The organism is Psychrobium sp. nBUS_13 (assembly GCF_051201665.1).
GTDB lineage: Bacteria > Pseudomonadota > Gammaproteobacteria > Enterobacterales > Psychrobiaceae > Psychrobium.
On sequence record NZ_CP179210.1, the window covers coordinates 2,527,022 to 2,542,631 of the forward strand.

Annotated in this window: 16 protein-coding genes and 4 pseudogenes; 11 read left to right on the forward strand and 9 right to left on the reverse strand. The window is 37.5% G+C overall.

Features of this window, described 5'->3' with window-relative positions; translation table 11 throughout:
• Positions 1-20: 20 nt before the first annotated feature.
• Positions 21-1,198, forward strand: a protein-coding gene (locus tag ACMAZF_RS11510; RefSeq protein WP_435273982.1) for an IS3 family transposase whose coding sequence is annotated in 2 segments (ribosomal slippage) — positions 21-279 and positions 279-1,198 — 1,179 coding nt in all. Because the reading frame shifts where the segments join, the coding sequence is not laid out codon by codon here.
• A 21-nt stretch (positions 1,199-1,219) separates the two neighbouring features.
• Here the strand turns inward: ACMAZF_RS11510 and ACMAZF_RS11515 are convergent.
• Positions 1,220-1,531 (reverse strand): annotated as a pseudogene (locus tag ACMAZF_RS11515) (helix-turn-helix domain-containing protein); the annotation flags it as partial.
• An 87-nt stretch (positions 1,532-1,618) separates the two neighbouring features.
• Here ACMAZF_RS11515 and ACMAZF_RS11520 point away from each other — a divergent pair.
• A pseudogene (locus ACMAZF_RS11520) lies at positions 1,619-2,320 on the forward strand (IS256 family transposase); the annotation flags it as partial.
• Here the strand turns inward: ACMAZF_RS11520 and ACMAZF_RS11525 are convergent.
• The gene (locus ACMAZF_RS11525) at positions 2,317-3,549 is read right to left on the reverse strand and encodes an FAD-dependent oxidoreductase (protein ID WP_435273983.1); all 1,233 of its coding nucleotides are present in this window, start codon (positions 3,547-3,549) and stop codon (positions 2,317-2,319) included. The pseudogene ACMAZF_RS11520 and the gene ACMAZF_RS11525 overlap by 4 nt on opposite strands.
• A 12-nt stretch (positions 3,550-3,561) precedes the next feature.
• Positions 3,562-3,639 (reverse strand): annotated as a pseudogene (locus ACMAZF_RS11530) (NAD(P)-binding protein); the annotation flags it as partial.
• Positions 3,640-4,263: 624 nt separating this feature from the next.
• Here ACMAZF_RS11530 and ACMAZF_RS11535 point away from each other — a divergent pair.
• On the forward strand, positions 4,264-4,749 hold the full coding sequence (locus tag ACMAZF_RS11535) for a MarR family winged helix-turn-helix transcriptional regulator (protein WP_435273984.1): 486 nt from the start codon (positions 4,264-4,266) through the stop codon (positions 4,747-4,749).
• Positions 4,750-4,818: 69 nt separating this feature from the next.
• Here ACMAZF_RS11535 and ACMAZF_RS11540 read toward each other — a convergent pair whose 3' ends face one another.
• Both ACMAZF_RS11540 and ACMAZF_RS11545 read right to left on the reverse strand, forming a co-directional pair.
• Positions 4,819-5,655: a bifunctional allantoicase/(S)-ureidoglycine aminohydrolase gene (locus ACMAZF_RS11540; RefSeq protein ID WP_435273985.1), complete on the reverse strand. Its 837-nt coding sequence runs from the start codon at positions 5,653-5,655 to the stop codon at positions 4,819-4,821.
• A gap of 5 nt (positions 5,656-5,660) precedes the next feature.
• Positions 5,661-7,844, reverse strand: a complete 2,184-nt coding sequence (locus ACMAZF_RS11545; RefSeq protein ID WP_435273986.1) for a malate synthase G — start codon at positions 7,842-7,844, stop codon at positions 5,661-5,663.
• Positions 7,845-8,192: 348 nt separating this feature from the next.
• On the opposite strand from ACMAZF_RS11545, the gene uraD reads away from it, so the two are divergent.
• From uraD to ACMAZF_RS11575, 6 genes are all read left to right on the forward strand, one after another.
• Positions 8,193-8,708, forward strand: coding sequence for a 2-oxo-4-hydroxy-4-carboxy-5-ureidoimidazoline decarboxylase (gene uraD, locus ACMAZF_RS11550; RefSeq protein WP_435273987.1), 516 nt, complete (start codon positions 8,193-8,195; stop codon positions 8,706-8,708).
• A gap of 44 nt (positions 8,709-8,752) precedes the next feature.
• A complete protein-coding gene (uraH, locus tag ACMAZF_RS11555) occupies positions 8,753-9,106 on the forward strand; it encodes a hydroxyisourate hydrolase (protein ID WP_435273988.1) in 354 nt (117 codons plus the stop codon).
• Positions 9,107-9,148: 42 nt separating this feature from the next.
• A complete protein-coding gene (locus ACMAZF_RS11560) occupies positions 9,149-10,429 on the forward strand; it encodes a malic enzyme-like NAD(P)-binding protein (RefSeq protein ID WP_435273989.1) in 1,281 nt (426 codons plus the stop codon).
• A 37-nt stretch (positions 10,430-10,466) separates the two neighbouring features.
• Complete coding sequence (locus tag ACMAZF_RS11565) at positions 10,467-10,907, forward strand: YtoQ family protein (RefSeq protein WP_435273990.1); 441 nt, start codon at positions 10,467-10,469, stop codon at positions 10,905-10,907.
• A gap of 24 nt (positions 10,908-10,931) precedes the next feature.
• Entirely contained in the window at positions 10,932-11,831 is a 900-nt protein-coding gene (gene uspE, locus ACMAZF_RS11570; protein ID WP_435273991.1) for a universal stress protein UspE, read from the forward strand.
• Positions 11,832-11,925: 94 nt separating this feature from the next.
• Positions 11,926-13,038, forward strand: a complete 1,113-nt coding sequence (locus tag ACMAZF_RS11575) for an MFS transporter (RefSeq protein ID WP_435277234.1) — start codon at positions 11,926-11,928, stop codon at positions 13,036-13,038.
• Between the two features lie 22 nt (positions 13,039-13,060).
• Here the strand turns inward: ACMAZF_RS11575 and ACMAZF_RS11580 are convergent.
• Positions 13,061-13,342: pseudogene (locus tag ACMAZF_RS11580) on the reverse strand (IS3 family transposase); the annotation flags it as partial.
• 78 nt (positions 13,343-13,420) lie between these two features.
• Between ACMAZF_RS11580 and tnpA (ACMAZF_RS11585) the strand changes: the two are divergent.
• Entirely contained in the window at positions 13,421-13,642 is a 222-nt protein-coding gene (gene tnpA / locus ACMAZF_RS11585; RefSeq protein ID WP_435273992.1) for an IS66 family insertion sequence element accessory protein TnpA, read from the forward strand.
• A 64-nt stretch (positions 13,643-13,706) separates the two neighbouring features.
• Positions 13,707-13,967 (forward strand): IS66 family insertion sequence element accessory protein TnpB, encoded by a 261-nt coding sequence (tnpB, locus tag ACMAZF_RS11590; RefSeq protein WP_435277235.1) that lies wholly within the window; start codon positions 13,707-13,709, stop codon positions 13,965-13,967.
• Here tnpB and tnpA (ACMAZF_RS11595) read toward each other — a convergent pair.
• The 3 genes from tnpA (ACMAZF_RS11595) to ACMAZF_RS11605 form a co-directional block, all read right to left on the reverse strand.
• A complete protein-coding gene (gene tnpA, locus ACMAZF_RS11595; RefSeq protein ID WP_435273993.1) occupies positions 13,891-14,331 on the reverse strand; it encodes an IS200/IS605 family transposase in 441 nt (146 codons plus the stop codon). The two genes, tnpB and tnpA (ACMAZF_RS11595), sit on opposite strands and share 77 nt — an antisense overlap.
• A gap of 124 nt (positions 14,332-14,455) precedes the next feature.
• The gene (locus tag ACMAZF_RS11600) at positions 14,456-14,899 is read right to left on the reverse strand and encodes a solute carrier family 23 protein (protein ID WP_435273994.1); all 444 of its coding nucleotides are present in this window, start codon (positions 14,897-14,899) and stop codon (positions 14,456-14,458) included.
• 194 nt (positions 14,900-15,093) lie between these two features.
• Positions 15,094-15,447, reverse strand: a complete 354-nt coding sequence (locus ACMAZF_RS11605; RefSeq protein WP_435273995.1) for a hypothetical protein — start codon at positions 15,445-15,447, stop codon at positions 15,094-15,096.
• Positions 15,448-15,610: the final 163 nt, after the last annotated feature.

The window sequence follows — 15,610 nt, forward strand, 5'->3', positions numbered from 1 at the left end:
CATCAACTTTAGGTGAATCAATGAATACTAGAACAAGACCAACTTATTCAGCAGAATTTAAACTCGAAACAGCTCAACTTGTTGTTGATGAAGGATACTCTGTCAGAGAAGCTTCCGAAGCCGTCGGAGTGAGTAAATCAGCCATTGATAAATGGGCACGACAATTAAAGAAAGAGCGAAACGGTATAGCAGACCAACCGACTGCATTAACACCTGAACAAATAAAAATTAAAGAACTCGAAAAACGCATAAAACGGATTGAATTAGAAAAAGAAATACTAAAAAAGGCTACAGCTCTCTTGATGTCAGACTCCCTAGACAATTTGAAATAGTCCAGGCGTTACAAGAGAGCTATGATGTAAAAACAGTCTGTGAAGTCTTTGATATTCATCGTAGTAGCTATGGTTACTGGCGTAAAAATTCAAAAAACGCCAGTCATAAGCACTTAAAAGCAGAATTAATGGTTCGCGCTATTTTCTCGGAAAGTGGCGAATCAGCAGGAGCCAGAAGCGTAGCTCAGATAGCAACGACTAGAGATATGCCATTAAGCCGCTACCGAGCAAACCGCATTATGAAAAAGCTTGGCCTAGTGAGTTGTCAGATACCTAAGCATGCTTATAAGCGAGGTGGAAATGAGCACGCAGCGATACCGAATCACTTAGACAGACAATTTGTTGTTAGCGAACCCAATCAAGTTTGGTGTGGAGATGTGACTTTTATATGGGCAGGTAATCGTTGGTGTTATTTAGCCGTTGTGATTGATTTGTTCGCCAGAAAACCTATTGGTTGGGCGATGTCTTACTCACCTGATACAGCGCTAACTAGCCAAGCATTAACAATGGCTTTTGAGTCACGAGGGAGACCAAAAGGCGTGATGTTTCATTCAGATCAAGGCTGTCATTATACGAGTAAGAAATATCGTCAATTACTTTGGCGATATCAAATCAAGCAAAGCATGAGCAGACGAGGAAACTGTTGGGATAACGCACCGATGGAAAGATTCTTTAGGAGTTTTAAAACAGAATGGATGCCCACTGTAGGTTATCAATCTTTAGTGCAAGCCAAGGCGGCAGTAGTGAATTATATTACAGGATATTATAGTAACGTCAGGCCTCATCAATATAATGGCGGTTTAACTCCAAATGAATCGGAACAGAGATACTGGAAAACTTACAAAACCGTGACCAAAATTAGTTGACCACTACACTGGTGTTAATTGCTTGAAAGGGGATAAATACACCCTGAGTTGCGTTATTCCACCTTGATAACCTCTAGATTTTATTTCTGACAACAAAACAACAGCTGGGATCCAGTGTGGTTTTGCAGCATCTATTCGACCTTGAATATACTCATGGAAGGGACTGAGTTTAGTCGGTGGTGAATGTCGTTTTGTATAATGAGGCACGTCATAGCCTCTTAAATATTTACGCACAGTATTGCGCGATACGTTTAATTCTTTGGCAATGGCGCGAATGCTTTTGCCTTGTTTATGCAGGACTTTAATATCCACAAATAGCTCCTTCGTTAACATACCGTATCACCTAAAAATAAATAAATGATACATCGGTGGGTCAATTTTGGATCGATGTTAGTGGGTCATTTTTGCACCGTTGGTGACATCAAAGAAAACGGTCGCTACATCAGCAAAGCTGTCTACACGTTATTAGCACTTAATATGCAGGGTAAAAAAGAGATATTAGGGTTGCATTTATCAGAAAACGAAGGGGCTAATTATTGGCTTTCAGTGCTGACCGATCTTAATAATCGCGGTGTTAAAGATATTCTTATTGCCTGCGTAGATGGGCTAACCGGCTTTCCTGAAGCCATAGCAGCTATCTTTCCTGAGACAGAAACACAGCTTTGTATCATTCATCAAATTCGAAACTCACTTAAGTACGTCGCGTCTAAAAATCAGAAAGCCTTTATGGCCGATTTAAAACCTGTCTATCGTGCACCCACAAAGGAAGCAGCTGAATTAGCACTCGATAAACTAGAAGATAAGTGGGGCGAAAAATATCCGCTGGTTATTAATTCCTGGCGCAGGAAGTGGCACAATCTATCTCACTATTTTAAGTACCCTGAGCACATCAGGAAGGTGATATATACCACGAACGCCGTTGAGGCGGTTCATCGTCAGTTTAGAAAGTTAACGAAGACGAAAGGCGCATTCCCGAACGAAAATAGCTTGTTGAAGCTGTTGTATGCTGGCATATTGAATGCTTCTGAGAAATGGACGATGCCAATCCATAACTGGAGCTTGTGTGTTTCTCAGTTGGCGATATATTTTGAGGGACGTTTAGATAGCGTCATTGATATTTAGAAAATTAAGCCTGACACAGAATGTTGAACGCCCTCTAAAAAGCCAAGTTTTTTTGTTTCAATAAGTTTATTAACAATTAAATCCGCAGCATCTAAGGCAGAAGATGCCTTAACTATTTCTATACAAGCATATTTATCTCCTGAAAATGAAACATCAGCAACTCTCAGTTTAGGATCATCCCCTGGAATTTGCTGTGCACCAAATAATGGCTCCCCCCCTAGCACAGCATTATTAAATGCAGGTAGGAATTTTCCAATATGTTGAATGGATTTTTGAGTTCGCGAAAGAACTATACCTGCAGGCCAGTTATTATATATTTTATTTAAAAATCGTTTTGCTAGCCTTGGTTGAGCGCTTTCTCTACCACTATGAGCTAACCCTCCTTTAAATAAAGTTATCTCTTCTGTCATTCCATGCAATTGAAAATATCCATTTTTGCAAGGTGTTAATTGTGCCATTCCTTGAGGTGTACCTCGTTCTCCATAAATAACAACTTCAGGCCACTTCCCTTCAACTTTCCCCCAATGCGCTAAATAAGCTGACTTAAACTCAACCATACGCTCACGCTTTAGGTTAAGCATGTCATCAACTGCGCCTGTTTTAAACCCACATGCATTTATTAAGTAATTAACCTTTACTACTTCAGTACTATTTTCCTTGTTATTGAGGAGTATATGCCAATCTTTATTATCAGTACTCGCTTTAATATTAGTAACTTGTGTACACGTGCGGACATTACATTCTGGTAATTTTTCTGTTGCTAATTCGGCTATTGCAGCAAGGCGGAAAATACTTAAACCATATTCCTGTACCAACAAAACTGGAAACTGAATCTGATTAAAGTCAATATTTTTTGCAATGGGTATCATCCAGTCATTAGAACAAGCAGGAGTTGAAGGAGTGGCTTGAAGAGACAATGACTCTAGTTGTTCTCGACTATAAAATTTATAATACTCATTTACAGGACCTAATACTTTATTGTTACGGTCTTTTTTTACCAAAGCGGCATACTCTGCTTGAAGAAGCTTTAAGCGCGGCTCTAAGTCTTTTGGTGTATTTTTATATGACTTAGGCAATGCGACAACCGTAGGGCGAATATTTATACTATTAGCGTACACTTTAAAAGTATCAATAGACTGTCGTAACAATGATAAACACTGCTGATCTGAAATTTCACGATATAAATTTCCACCTGCGTGTAAATGACAAATAGGCGGACCATTAATCAAACTAGGTCCTTTTTCAAATATGGTTACTTTTATACCAAGTTCAGCTAACCTCAGAGCAACAGTTGAGCCAGCTATGCCACCACCAATAATGCCAACATGAAAAGAAGCATTACAATTTTTTGAATTGTTATTAGGGTCTGTTGATCTTTTGAGTTCATTTTTGCAGCAATTTGTTTGGGGTTTCTACAAGGCAGAGCCTATGTGGTGTAGCTGGCTCGATAATAGCTCCTGCATTATCCTAATGAGCTACATCCCTGTAGCAATACACGAATAGGCGATAACGCCGCAGAAATAACAAACAAATGCTGTCCGTAGGATTCACCTAAAAGTATTTTGTGCGGCGTTATTCGTCATTCACTGGGGTAAACCCAGCATCAATCCTCATGCCTCGCCCACAGGGATGTGGGTGCTTATGCTCAGTCTGGAACAATGAACATGTGCCCAAAATCCTTTTAGATTGAACAAAATTTGAACCACAAAGATCAACAGACCCTAGTCATTTTTAACATCATAGAGTTTAATGAAGTATATAAAGAAATTAAATCATAAATCACGCGCGACATTAAAATTACAAAATACATTAGAATATTAGTAATAATTAAATTCGAATATACTCTTTTAACTTGCTGTAATACCTAGATTTGATCTACCTTCTTTGGTAGCCTTAAGCTTATTAATTAGATTAATATCATACAACATTTATCGGAAATCAGAATGGACGAAATTGAAAAAAAAATAGAACAATGGTCAATTCAAATGCCTGAACTCGACACAAATCCGATGGCAATAACGAGCCGAGTTTTACGAGTAGCTAAACACATGAGTGATGAGTTAACAAAATCATTTACTGGGTACGAACTTACCGATGCCGGCTTTGATGTGTTGGCCACATTGCTTCGTATGGGTCCACCCCATGCACTTTCTCCTAATCAGCTAATACAACAAATGCTAATCACTTCTGGCACCATGACAAGTCGCATTGATCTACTTGAAAGTAAAAACTTAGTTAAACGTACTACGAATAAAAAAGACAAAAGAAGTGTGAGTGTTTCTTTAACATCAAAAGGGTTAAACCTTATTGAAAAAGTCATTACTGAGCATGCAAAAAGTCAAAGAAAACTTGTGTCTAATTTTTCTCAAGCTGAGCAAAAACAATTTAAAAAATTACTTCAGAAGTATTTAACTCAAGTTGGTTATTAAGTAATACTAACTGTAAAAAAGTGTAAAGAGGGTTAAACAACGAAGCAAAAACCCCCTTTACACAAGGCACTAACTTTTTGGTCGAATAAACGGCATTTGTCTATTTACATCTTTATAAAGCAAATACCTAAATGGTCCTGGTCCACCTGCGTAACAAGATTGTGGACAAAACGCACGAAGCCACATAAAGTCACCGGCTTCAACTTCTACCCACTCACCATTTAAGTGGTATACCGCTTTCCCTTCTAATACATACAAACCATGTTCCATTACATGTGTTTCGTCAAAAGGAATTACTCCACCTGGTTGGAAAGTTACAATAGTTACATGCATATCGTGACGCATATCTGAAGGGTCAACAAACCGTGTTGTAGCCCAGACGTCACCTGTATCAGGCATGACGGTTGGTTCGATATCTTGTTCATTAGCAACAAAAGCTTCAGGTACATCAAGACCTTCTACAAATTGGTATGCCTTGCGAACCCAATGAAACTTTACATGTTCAGCGCTATTATTTTTAAGAGTCCATTTACAGCCAGGAGGTAAATAGGCATACCCTCCGCTAATAAGGTTATGGGAAGCGCCTTCAATAGTCAGGTCCATTTCCCCCTCAACTACAAAAATAACCCCCTGAGCACTTTCATCAAGTTCAGGTCTATTTGACCCCCCACCTGCTTCAACTTCAACAATATATTGAGAAAAAGTTTCTGCAAAACCGCTTAATGGACGTGCAATAACCCACATACGCATCTTTTCCCAGAAAGGTAAAAAACTAGTCACAATATCAGTCATGACACGTTTAGGTATAATAGCGTAAGCTTCAGTGAAAATAGCTCTGTCTGATAACAACTGTGTTTGTGGTGGCAACCCACCTGTGGGTGCGTAATACGTATTTTTCTTTGACATAATTCTTATTCCTCTAATAACTGAACTTCATTAAACTTTCGTCTATATTCATGAAGTAAGGGCTCTGTATATCCATTTGGTTGTGTTTTACCTTTAAACACTAAGTCCAAGGCCGCTTGAAATGCTAAACTACGATCAAAATCAGCGGACATTGCTTGGTAATTTGGATCATGAGCATTTTGTTTATCAACAATAACGGCCATTTTTTCAAAAGCTAACTTGATTTGTGCTTCAGTCAAAATACTATGCTCTAACCAATTACAAATATGCTGACTTGAAATTCGTAAAGTTGCTCTATCTTCCATTAAACCAATATTGTCTATATTAGGTACTTTTGATGCCCCCATGCCTAAATCAACCCAACGAACTACATACCCTAAAAGTCCTTGAGCATTATTATTTAATTCTTTTTCAATCACCGCATTCGTAAGTTCATCGGTATTACTCAATAGTGGTACCGTTAGTATATCGTCAACACTAGCACGAGTTCGTTCCCTCAATTTTTCTTGTATATCGAATACATTAACTTCGTGATAATGTATAGCATGTAAAGTGGCGCCCGTTGGGGACGGAACCCATGAAGTGTTCGCACCGGATAATGGATGCACAATTTTAGCTTCCATCATGTTCGCCATTTCATCAGGTATTGCCCACATACCTTTCCCTATTTGTGCTTTACCAGAAAAACCACAAGCTAATCCAATATCAACATTCCAATCTTCGTATGCTTTTATCCAAGTTTGCGCCTTCATATCTCCTTTTGGCACTATTGGACCTAATAACATACTAGTATGAATTTCATCACCCGTTCTATCTAAAAAGCCAGTGTTAATAAACACAATTCGACTTTTAACTGCTCTGATGCATTCTTTCAAATTAACTGAAGTACGTCGTTCTTCATCCATGACACCAATTTTAATTGTGTTTCTGTCCAGTCCTAGCTTGTCTTCAACCATATCAAATAGCTTATTAGCGAACGCAGCTTCTTCAGGTCCATGCATTTTAGGTTTAACAATATAAACATTGCCATTTCTAGAGTTTCGGTGAATATTCTTTTTATGAATATCATGAAGCGCTATTAATACGCTCACCATAGCATCCATTATACCTTCTTGAATCTCAAAACCTTCTTTATCTATGATTGCAGGGTTAGTCATTAAATGACCTACATTACGACAAAACAATAAACTACGGCCATGTATACTGATAGTATTACCAGATAAGTCTTGATACTCTTTATCTGCATTTAAAATACGTGTTGATGTTTTTCCTGCCTTTTCAATGGTTTCACTTAAATCACCTTTCATTAAGCCTAGCCAATTTCTATAAACATGAATTTTTTCTTTCGCATCAACAGCTACAACTGAATCTTCAAAATCTTGAATTGTCGTTAGTGCAGACTCCAGTGTTATATCTTTAATTCCTGCAGTATCTTTCTTACCAATTGCAGACTTATCATCTATTTCTATCGCAACACGTAAGTGATTGTGTTTTAAAAGCACCGAGCTAGGCCTACTTTGCTCACCTTGGAAGCCAACGACTTGATCTTTATTTTTAAGCTCTGTAATTGTTCCATCAACAAGCGTTACAAAAAGTTTTTCACTGAGAATATGATACTGACTAGATTGCGAATGAGATCCTACTAATAATGGAAAGTACTTATCTAAAAACTCTCGACCATAAGCGATTACTTTAGCTGCCCTAATTGGGTTATGCAGCTTACCTTTTGCAGCACCATCATCATCACTTATTACATCTGTACCATAAAGTGCATCATATAAACTTCCCCAACGAGCATTCGCTGCATTTAATGAAAAACGGGCATTAGCTGTCGGTACAACTAGTTGAGGACCCGGTTTTAAACTAATTTCACTATCAACATTTTCAGTGGTAATACTAAAATCGTCACCCTCTGGCACTAAATAACCAATTTCAATAAGAAATTTTTTGTAATCTGACAGGTTAAACTTACCTTTATGTGCAATATTCCAATCATCAATTCTCGCTTGAAGTAAATCTCGCTTTACTAATAACTCGCGATTTTCTATTCCTAATTCATGGGTTATCTCTGATAAGGATTCCCAAAAGTGTTCCTCGGAAACATTTAAGCCCGGCAATACTTCCACTTGTATAAATTGAATTAAGTCAACATCGACCTTTAGTAATCCTTTTTGTTGATAGTTTGTCATTTCGTTTTCACTCTTTGCTTATGGGTAGGTAAAGCTTCAATACCTAGAATGTATACAAAACCACAGAACCTGTCAATCAAGACAACAGATTGTACACAAAATTGTTGACAATCGTTGTGTAAGTAAAATATAGTGGTATTTAACAGAGTAATTATTGTTAGAAAAACAAATTAATTCGACAAAGTATCTTAGCTGTTTAACTAGTTAATTATGCTTAATTTATTGTAATTTAGCTTTTAAGGCTATCTTCAAATACTAACAATGTATAGATTTACAAGTTTCAATTAAATCGTAACATTATAGTTTTGTTATGTTTATTCAACACAAATTAATTAATGGTAAGTTCCAATGACAAATACAATACACTTAAATACGTTAAACACTGCTACACAAGAAGAGTTTACTGAATTATTAGCAGAGATATATGAACACTCAAGTTGGATTCCAAACAAAGTTTGGTCAAGACGCCCTTTTGCGAATATTGAAAGCTTACACGATGAAATGCTTAAAATTGTAGAAGACTCCAGTATTGAAGAAAAACTTGTTCTGCTAAGAGCTCACCCACAATTAGCAGGGAAAGAAGCTAAGAGTGGGAAGCTAACCGAAGCTTCTACAGAGGAACAATCTTCAGCTAAATTAAACTCGCTTAATAGACCTGAAATGAATGAAATTACAGCTCTTAATAAACTATATATGGAAACGCATCACTTCCCTTTTATCATTGCCGTAAAAGGACATACTAAAGATAGTATTTTTGAAGAATTTAGAAAACGTGTTAATAACCCGACAAACGACGAGTTAAATAAAGCAATATGGCAAGTTGGCTTAATAGCAAACTTTAGATTAAAAGCATTAATCTGTTAAGTGTTTAAATAAAAATCATAATTATAATTTGTAAGGACAAAGCAATGGCTAAATTATCAACACATGTATTAGATACAGCAAATGGCATACCGGCACAAGGCGTTAAATTAGAGTTTTTCCGAGTAGAAGGTTCATCCCCGCGATTAATAAAAACATTAACAACAAATGACGATGGAAGAACTGATGAGTTATTATTAGATGAGTCTTCAATTGAAGTAGGTGAATACATTATTGTATTTCATGTCGCAGATTATTTTTCTAAAAATAATACAAAACAAGACAAACCGACATTTTTAAATCGAATCCCGCTACATTTTGGTATATCAGATACTAATGCAAATTACCATGTCCCTCTCTTAGTGTCTCCATGGAGTTATTCAACTTACAAAGGTAGTTAATTTATTACTTATAAATTTCAAATATTGATTTAGGAAACTGTAATGGAAAAAAAATTACAAATAGAAGCGTTAAACTACCATCATTACCCTAAACCGGGGAAGATTAGTATACAAGCGACGAAACCACTAGCTAGTCAAGCAGATTTATCTTTAGCATACTCACCTGGTGTTGCTGAACCTTGTTTAGCAATTAGTGACCAACCTATTTCCGCTGCAAAATATACGTCTAGAAGTAATTTAGTTGGTGTTATCACAAATGGAACCGCTGTCCTCGGGTTAGGTAATATAGGCCCATTGGCAGCAAAACCTGTTATGGAAGGTAAAGCAGTTTTATTTAAACACTTTGCCGATGTGGATGCTTTTGATATTGAAGTAGATGAATTAGATGTTGAAAATTTTTGTGACACTGTCGTCCGATTAGAACCAACCTTTGGAGGTATCAATCTAGAAGATATAAAAGCGCCAGAATGCTTTGCTATTGAAGAGAACCTTCGGGAGCGGATGAAAATACCTGTATTTCATGATGATCAACATGGTACAGCAATAGTCGCTTGTGCTGCTGTATTAAATGCATTAAAAATTGTAAATAAATCAATTGACGAAATAAAGCTTGTGGTTTCTGGGGCTGGTGCTGCCGCAATTGCTTGTACTAATTTATTGTTATCACTGGGTATAAAGCCACACAACACATTAATGCTTGATAGCACTGGGGTTATACATTCTGACAGAAAAAACCTTAGTGATATTAAAAAACAATATGCTATTGATACAAATGCACGAACGCTTGAAGATGCAATGGATGGTTGCGATTTATTTTTAGGCGTGTCGCAACCTAACTTAATCAGTGAAAAAATGCTAATGAGCATGGCAAATAACCCTATCATATTAGCAATGGCAAACCCTACTCCTGAAATAAGTCCTGAAATTGTTAAACGCTGTCGTCCCGATGCAATTGTGGCAACAGGACGCTCCGATTACCCTAATCAGGTTAACAACGTGCTTTGTTTTCCATTTTTATTTAGAGGTGCATTGGATGTAGGTGCTACTAAAATTACCGAATCAATGAAGCATGCATGTGTCATTGCATTAGCCGAATTAGCTACAAAAGAATGCCCAAAACATGTAGAGGCATCTTATAATGGAGAAACGCTATCGTTTGGTGCTGACTATATTCTACCTAAGCCCTTTGATACTCGTCTGATTACCAGCATAGCACCTGCTGTAGCTAAAGCAGCTATCGATGCAGGTGTCGCAACACTGCCATTTCACTGTATCGATGAATATAGAGAAAGTTTATTAACTAAGTCACACATAAACGCATAATTTTATTAGTATCAACCAACAAAATTGAGGTGACCACATGAAACAATGGAATATTTATCTTTCAGGTGAAATTCATACTAATTGGCGTCAGCAAATTGAAGAAGGTTGTCGTTCATTACCTGTTACCTTTACATCACCAGTGACGAATCATGATTCTAGCGATGCAGCTGGAGATCATCTTGGCCATATAGAAGATTCATATTGGCGCGATCACCAATCATCAAAAGTTAATGCAATAAGAACTCAAACACTGATTCAATCCTGTGATTTAGCCGTTATAAGGTTTGGAGAAGAGTATAAACAATGGAATGCTGCGTTTGATGCAGGTTATTGCAGTGCTTTAAATAAAGCATACATTACCTTGCATAGCGCCAATATAATACATCCATTAAAAGAAGTTGATGCAATGGCGCTAGCATGGGCAAAAACCCCTGATGACGTTATTAAAGTAATTGAATATGTTGTTACACCAAAGTGAACTAACTAAATAAAGGAAAACATTATGGCAGAATATAAACGAATACTTGTAGCTGTTACTCCTCATAGAGAAGAACACCCCGCATTAGCTAGAGCTGTATTTTTAGCAAATAAATACAATGCCGTGTTAGTTCTAGGTAGCTCAATGTATAATCGGAGTATCGAAAAATCGTCAAACGTTACGAATGAAAGTTGCGACGATGTTAAGAAAGCACTTATTGATGATCAAAAAAAGGTCATGGAGAAACTAGCCGCTTCCTTAAATATTAATACATCAACAGAATGCATAGTTACCTGGAATAAAAAATGGTATGAAGGTGTTATTGATTTAGCAGTTCAAGCCGATTGTAATCTTATTATTAAAGAAACAAAACAATACAAAAAATCGGTAAGTAACCTATTTACGCCTGATCACTGGAATTTATTACGATATAGCCCTATTAACGTACTTATGGTCAGCAATACAAGTTGGGAAAAAAGTGGTGATATTGTGACTGCCGTTAGTTTAGATGGCTTAGATATACAGCATCAACGTTTGACACAAGAAGTTGCGAAAGAGTCTGTTGCCCTAGCCAAGTATTATGATGCTAATTTGCACTTTGTTAATACCGTAACTAAAGCACCTATGCATATCGCTATAGATCGATCTTCATTTGATCCTGATAAAGTTAATCAAAGGGTTATGGCAAAGCACAAAAACGATATCCAAGAATTGGCTGACAACTTAGAGTTGCACGACGTTAATATCATCGTTAAAGAAGGCTTACCGGGCAAAGTAGTTCCTAATATATGTAATGAATTAGATGCAAAATTATTAGTACTCGGCTCTGTTGGGCGCAAAGGTATTAATGCCGCCTTATTAGGCAACACAGCAGAATACATTATTGATAAAATTAACTGCGATACCCTTGTTATTAAAGGATAAAGGCAGTACCCATAATTTGTTAAAGACTAAAAGTATAAGGACAAGTATTTTGGTACTAGTCCTTATACTTATTTCTCTAAATTTACGTCCAGCATTGACCTCTATAGCGCCAGTGATGGAAAGCATTGTTCAAGATTTGTCAATTAGCCGTGCTAGTGCTGGGCTAATTACGACTATTCCAGTCTTGCTTATGGGCTTACTCGCTCCTTTAGCACCAATACTTGTCAGGCGATTGAGCCAAGACTTTGTATTAACGGCTACCATGGCAATACTCTCTTTTGCTTTTGCGCTACGTTATTTCAGTCAATCTAGCTTGCCGTTATTACTGACCTCCGCTTTTATTGCAGGTAGTGGTATAGCCATCGCTGGACCATTGATGTCAGGATTTATAAAACAGTATTTTGCCAATAAAATGGGAGTTGCTGTTACGATTTACTCCGTTAGTATTTCTATAGGGGCATCACTTGCTGTCGCATTGACTATCCCAATTATAAAAATAAATGGCGGACAATGGGGAGTAGGACTTGCTTCATGGGGGGTATTGTCTATTATGGCCGTTTTAGTTTTATTGATATTTTTACCAACATCACTCAAAAAGCCCCTTTCTCTAGCAAGCCATCAAAAGCTTCCGTTACGTTCATTAAAAGCTTGGTTGCTTACATTATTCTTTGCTGCTCAAGCAGGAATATTTTATGCGTTATCAACATGGATAGTAGCCCATTATGAACAAGTAGGGTTTAGTCTGATAAAAGCAAGTATGCTTGCTAGTGTTTTTATGGGATCTGGCATTATTGGCGCTTTGGTAATACCTTTATTATCTTCACAAATTTCAGAACGTCGAAAATTGATTGTTGCAGTAACGTTAACCTCGACTTTATTGTTATTATGTGTTGCTTGGGCACCACAATGGAAGCCAACCATAGTTCTATGTTTTTTAGGCGTTACTAGTTCCGGTACTTTTGCCTTGGCGCTCTCACTACCTGTTTTAGAGTCTGACTCACCACAAAGCGCTTCTCAGCTATCATCAATGATGTCATTTTTTGGCTATATACTCGGCGGCATAGCCCCTTTATTGATAGGTACTGGTCGAGATATTACAGGTAGCTTTTACTGGCCTTTTACTTTTTTAAGTGTATTGAGTCTAAGCATGGTGATTATTGCAATATTTCTACCTAATGCTGAAGCTACAGCCAAATATTCTGATTAACATAACATCTAAACCTAAATTGTTAAGCAGCTTCTTTATATTGCTCTGGATTTAGCTCCACAGCACCTATTGGCTGCCTGTTTCTTTCATTTATCGACCATCGCTCAGGATGTTCATTTCTTTTCTCTTGATACAACGTTTTTCGCTTTGCTAATATTTGAATATCAAGACCTTTATGCCTTTGGTTTGGCGTGACAAATTTGATCCTGCTATGGCGATGTTCATTGTTGTACCAGTAAACGAACTCTTTCACCCATTGTCGTGCTTCATCTAAGGGTTTAAAACCCTTAGAAGGCCAACGTGGAGTAATCGTCCGTAAACCACACCTAACATTAGCCCCTTCTAAACATTATGCACTCTTCTAGTTTAAAAAAGAGTAAGTATGATACAACCTAGTACTCAAAATAAATGGCTTTCTATTGTTGAGCAACAAAAACAAAGCCCTTTAACGATTGAGCAATTTTGTGCTCAACTTAAAATATCTCCGTCGACTTTTTATCAACGTAAACGTGAATTATCGACATCAGCTCAGCAAGACACTGTATTTATCAAAGCCCGTCACACGCAAACGGTTGAACTTGAAGCGCAAGTACCTCCAATCTAACCTTTCCATCGCAAACTACCCCTCAATATTTGGCGGCATTTATCAACGAACTATCCTTATGAAAATGTTCACCTCCTTGCCTGAGGTCTTTCTTTACCGTGACTTTGTGGACTTTGGCAAATCAATAAATGGTTTGTCGGTGATTATTGAACAACAAATGCAGTTATCACCGCTAACCGGTAGTGGATATGTTTTATGTAATAAAGGGCGCGATAAGCATAAAAAACTCGGCCGCAAGCGACCGAGTTTTAGAGCAAGTCTAGCTGATCTGAATGCATTTCTTTTTGATCTAATTCAGCCAGCTGCTCTTGCACATATTTTCTAATGTTCTTCATTCGCATTACCAATCGTTTCGACAAAATAACTTTGAGTCCATAGCTTTCACCCCAAAAATATTTTTTCTTAATTTCAGGATAAATTCTGAAAAACTCACGCGCTGTAATACTTTTTATAACTTGCATCACATTGCTCGGTGATTGCTTTGGAACACTTCTCACGACCATATGAATATGATCTTCTGGGATTTCAAGTTCCACTATATCAATATCGTAATCATATCCAATCTTTTGAATAATCGCCTTCATCGTTGCACGATAATGCTCCATAAACACTTTGTGCCTATACTTGGGTATCCAGACAAAATGATACATAAGCCTGAATACATGGTGCGAATTTCGTTGAAGATCCATGTACTAAAGAATATAGACTGGGATAAAACGGGGTTCGCGCTGTGGTATAAACGCCTTAAAAAAAGATAAATTCAAATGGCCGACCAAACTTACAACCCAAACATTTAATCTGTTTGAGCAGCAACTACTCTGGTTGTTTGAAGACTTTGATGTTGTTTTGACTGAAAGTTGACATTGGGAAGCTGCCCAAAATAGATGCTAAACAAGAGTTAACTACATCACCTAGTACACCACCTCTGATACGTTCAATATATACTGGACCTTTAGTAGGCTCACGTGAAACCATAGAGTTAGCAGTTAAGTCACCTGTTGTTTCAATCGCGGTTACTACTGAAATAATAGCCACTGGAATAAATGCTGCTAAGTCAAAGTTAATGCCGTATTTAAATGGTACAGGAATAGTGATTAATGCACCATCTGGAATTGCCATATTAACCATACCCATAAAGTATGCTGTGATATAACCAACTAACATACCGGTCATAATACCAGAGAGGCGTAGTACTTGGTTCTCAAAACGATTAATGAAAATAATTGTTACTAGGGTCTGTTGAACTTTGTGGTTCAAATTTTGTTCAATCTAAAAGGATTTTGGGCACATGTTCATTGTTCCAGACTGAGCATAAGCACCCACATCCCTGTGGGCGAGGCATGAGGATTGATGCTGGGTTTACCCCAGTGAATGACGAATAACGCCGCACAAAATACTTTTAGGTGAATCCTACGGACAGCATTTGTTTGTTATTTCTACGGCGTTATCGCCTATTCGTGTATTGCTACAGGGATGTAGCTCATTAGGATAATGCAGGAGCTATTATCGAGCCAGCTACACCACATAGGCTCTGCCTTGTAGAAACCCCAAACAAATTGCTGCAAAAATGAACTCAAAAGATCAACAGACCCTAATACTACAACACCAACAATGACGAACTTAGCGGCACCTATATCCGGATTACCAAAGCCACCCGCCAGATCGGTCATGCCGACTTTAATCAACGACATGCCGATTGTAGTAATACCCGTAGTAACAGGTGTTATTCCACTTTTCATTTTATTAATAACTCGACTTAAGAATATTTCAACAAAAGAGGCAAAGAAAGCGACACCAAAAATCATCGCTAAAATATCTTCTGGCGTGCCACCACGGTTTTTAACAATAAAACCTGCGGCTAGAATAGAACTTAAAAAAGCAAAACTGGTTTCTTGTACACAGAGTAAGCCCGAGCCTATCGGCCCAACTTGTATTGCCTGAAGAAAGGTACCAATACCCGATACAAAT

What these genes read in the sequence shown, in the direction of transcription:
- ACMAZF_RS11545 (WP_435273986.1), bottom strand. Translation starts at nt 7,844, where the DNA reads ATGACAAACTATCAACAAAAAGGATTACTAAAGGTCGATGTTGACTTA.
- tnpA (WP_435273992.1), top strand. Translation starts at nt 13,421, where the DNA reads ATGATACAACCTAGTACTCAAAATAAATGGCTTTCTATTGTTGAGCAA.
- tnpA (WP_435273993.1), bottom strand. Translation starts at nt 14,331, where the DNA reads ATGGATCTTCAACGAAATTCGCACCATGTATTCAGGCTTATGTATCAT.
- ACMAZF_RS11565 (WP_435273990.1), top strand. Translation starts at nt 10,467, where the DNA reads ATGAAACAATGGAATATTTATCTTTCAGGTGAAATTCATACTAATTGG.
- ACMAZF_RS11535 (WP_435273984.1), top strand. Translation starts at nt 4,264, where the DNA reads ATGGACGAAATTGAAAAAAAAATAGAACAATGGTCAATTCAAATGCCT.
- uraH (WP_435273988.1), top strand. Translation starts at nt 8,753, where the DNA reads ATGGCTAAATTATCAACACATGTATTAGATACAGCAAATGGCATACCG.
- uspE (WP_435273991.1), top strand. Translation starts at nt 10,932, where the DNA reads ATGGCAGAATATAAACGAATACTTGTAGCTGTTACTCCTCATAGAGAA.
- ACMAZF_RS11605 (WP_435273995.1), bottom strand. Translation starts at nt 15,447, where the DNA reads ATGATTTTTGGTGTCGCTTTCTTTGCCTCTTTTGTTGAAATATTCTTA.
- uraD (WP_435273987.1), top strand. Translation starts at nt 8,193, where the DNA reads ATGACAAATACAATACACTTAAATACGTTAAACACTGCTACACAAGAA.
- ACMAZF_RS11540 (WP_435273985.1), bottom strand. Translation starts at nt 5,655, where the DNA reads ATGTCAAAGAAAAATACGTATTACGCACCCACAGGTGGGTTGCCACCA.
- ACMAZF_RS11560 (WP_435273989.1), top strand. Translation starts at nt 9,149, where the DNA reads ATGGAAAAAAAATTACAAATAGAAGCGTTAAACTACCATCATTACCCT.
- tnpB (WP_435277235.1), top strand. Translation starts at nt 13,707, where the DNA reads ATGTTCACCTCCTTGCCTGAGGTCTTTCTTTACCGTGACTTTGTGGAC.